Annotated in this window: 1 protein-coding gene; it reads left to right on the forward strand. The window is 47.6% G+C overall.

The genetic code is table 11. The features are described 5' to 3' along the window. Positions 1-195: 195 nt before the first annotated feature. Positions 196-2,387, forward strand: a 2,192-nt coding sequence (locus ABYW01_RS19505; RefSeq protein ID WP_372836031.1) for a type I restriction endonuclease subunit R, incomplete at its 3' end; no start/stop codon positions are given.

Genomic DNA, 2,387 nt, shown 5'->3' on the forward strand with positions numbered 1-2,387 from the left:
ATTGGGGGACAGGGGATCTTGAGGTGAACGTGCGAGACACTACGGATCTGTCTAGAACCAAAGAATTGATAGAGCAGTGTTACGCACAGAGCTAATGCAAAAAATCACAAACAGCTATTAACCTGCTGTTATTTAAGAGATATTTTCTCTGCATTAGTCGTATTTAGGATTAGGATTTAGCGAAGGATTAGCGGTATGAATCCCACACAAGAACGTGTTTTTCAGGACGATATTATTCAAGAGCTGACCGACAATGGCTGGAAGCTCGGTTCACCCAGTGGTTACGATCGGACGCGGGCACTTTATACGCAAGACCTGCTTAACTTCGTCAAAGACACACAAAAACCGCAGTGGGATAAATACTGCAAACTCTACCCACATGATACCGAACAGCATTTTTTGGATCTTGTCGCCAAGCAGCTGAATAAAGCGGACCCTAATGCGGATGATAAAGCCCTGCGCTCATTCGGCACCTTAGGGGTATTGCGACATGAACTGAAAGATCGCGGCACCCGCTTTCGTCTCTGTCAGTTTAAACCAGACCACGACCTCAACCCCGATACACTCTCTCGCTATGAACAGAACACATTACGTGTTGTTCCTGAGCTGGTTTACAGCCCTTATGCCACGGAAGCGCATCTGATTGAGACGGGTAAACGCGCCAAGAGATGGCGGATTGATCTGGTACTGTTTCTAAATGGTTTACCTATCGCAACGCTGGAACTGAAATCTGAGTTTAAACAGGCGGTTCAGAATGCGATCAAACAATATGAAACCACACGTCTGCCCAAAGACCCGGAAACAAATAAGCCGGAACCGCTGCTAACCTTCAAACGTGGTGCATTGGTTCATTTTGCGGTCAGCCAATACGATGTTTTCATGGCCACCCGTTTAAACGGTAAAGACACCGTTTTCCTGCCGTTTAACAAAGGGAAGCCAGACGGTGCTGCGGGCAACACCTCTCCGGAAGATCCCAATGAATATGCTACCGCTTATCTATGGCGGGAGGTGCTGGCACCGGATAACCTGCTGAAGATTCTGGCACGCTTTATTCATTTGAAGATTGAAGAAAAAGAGGACTGGCAGGGCGTAAAATCCAAGAAAGAATCCATGATCTTCCCGCGTTATCATCAGTGGGATGTGGTTTCACGTCTGGTAAGCGATGCTCGTACGCAAGGCCCCGGGCAAAAGTATCTGATTCAGCACAGTGCAGGTTCGGGAAAATCCAACTCTATTGCCTGGACTGCCCACCAGCTCTCATCTCTATACGATGACGAAGGAAACAAACGCTTTCATTCCGTCATTGTCATCACGGACCGTACCGTTCTGGATGACCAGTTACAGGACACAATTTATCAGTTTGAGCATGCGAGCGGGGTGGTCGGGCGGATTAATCATCGTGAAGGTGAAGGTTCTAAATCTGAAAAACTGGCCGCTGCACTGGAAGCGGCACAACCGATCATTATCGTCACCATTCAGACGTTTCCCCATGTACTCAAAGCCATTGAGAACAGCCTTAGTCTGAAGGAACGCAACTATGCCGTGATCGCAGACGAAGCACATTCTTCTCAAACCGGATCGACGGCCCGTCAGTTGAAAGAGGTGTTGATGCTGGAATCCTCAGAGGAGGATGAGACACTTTCGGCAGAAGCGATGCTAGGGGCGACGATTTCTGCACGTAAGGCATCAAGTAATCTGAGCTATCTTGCGTTTACTGCGACACCCAAAGCGAAAACCCTTGAATTGTTTGGCCGCCTTCCAGACCCAAGCATGCCTGCCTCCAAAACCAACAAACCCGAGGCATATCACGTCTACAGTATGCGGCAGGCGATTGAGGAAGGTTTTATTCTGGATGTATTGAAAAATTACACCAGTTACAAAGTTGCCTATCAACTTGCACAGAAAGTAAGAGAGCAAGACCGTGAAGTGGATAGTAAAAAAGCTAAGGTAAAGCTTAATCAGTGGGTGCGCCTGCACGATTACAACATTGCACAGAAAGTGCAGGTCATTATCGAGCACTTTAAAGCGAATGTGCTGGGTTCACTTGGCGGACAGGCTAAAGCGATGGTTGTCACAAGCTCACGTAAGGAAGCGGTGCGTTACAAGCTTGCCTTTGACCGTTACGTGACTGAACACAAATACGATGATATTCGCGCGATGGTGGCGTTTTCCGGTGAAGTTGGCTTTTCATCAGATGATCCAAATGCAGATGCATTGGTTGGTGAGAAGTTTACCGAAGGAAATATGAATCCGGCGTTAAAAAAACGCGATATGCGCCTTGCCTTTGATACCGACGATTATCAAGTGATGCTGGTCGCCAATAAATTCCAGACGGGGTTTGATCAACCTAAACTTTGCGCCATGTACGTCGATAAAAAGCTCGGCGG

It is taken from the genome of Pontibacterium sp. (assembly GCF_041587635.1).
Taxonomy (GTDB): Bacteria; Pseudomonadota; Gammaproteobacteria; order Pseudomonadales; family Balneatricaceae; genus Pontibacterium.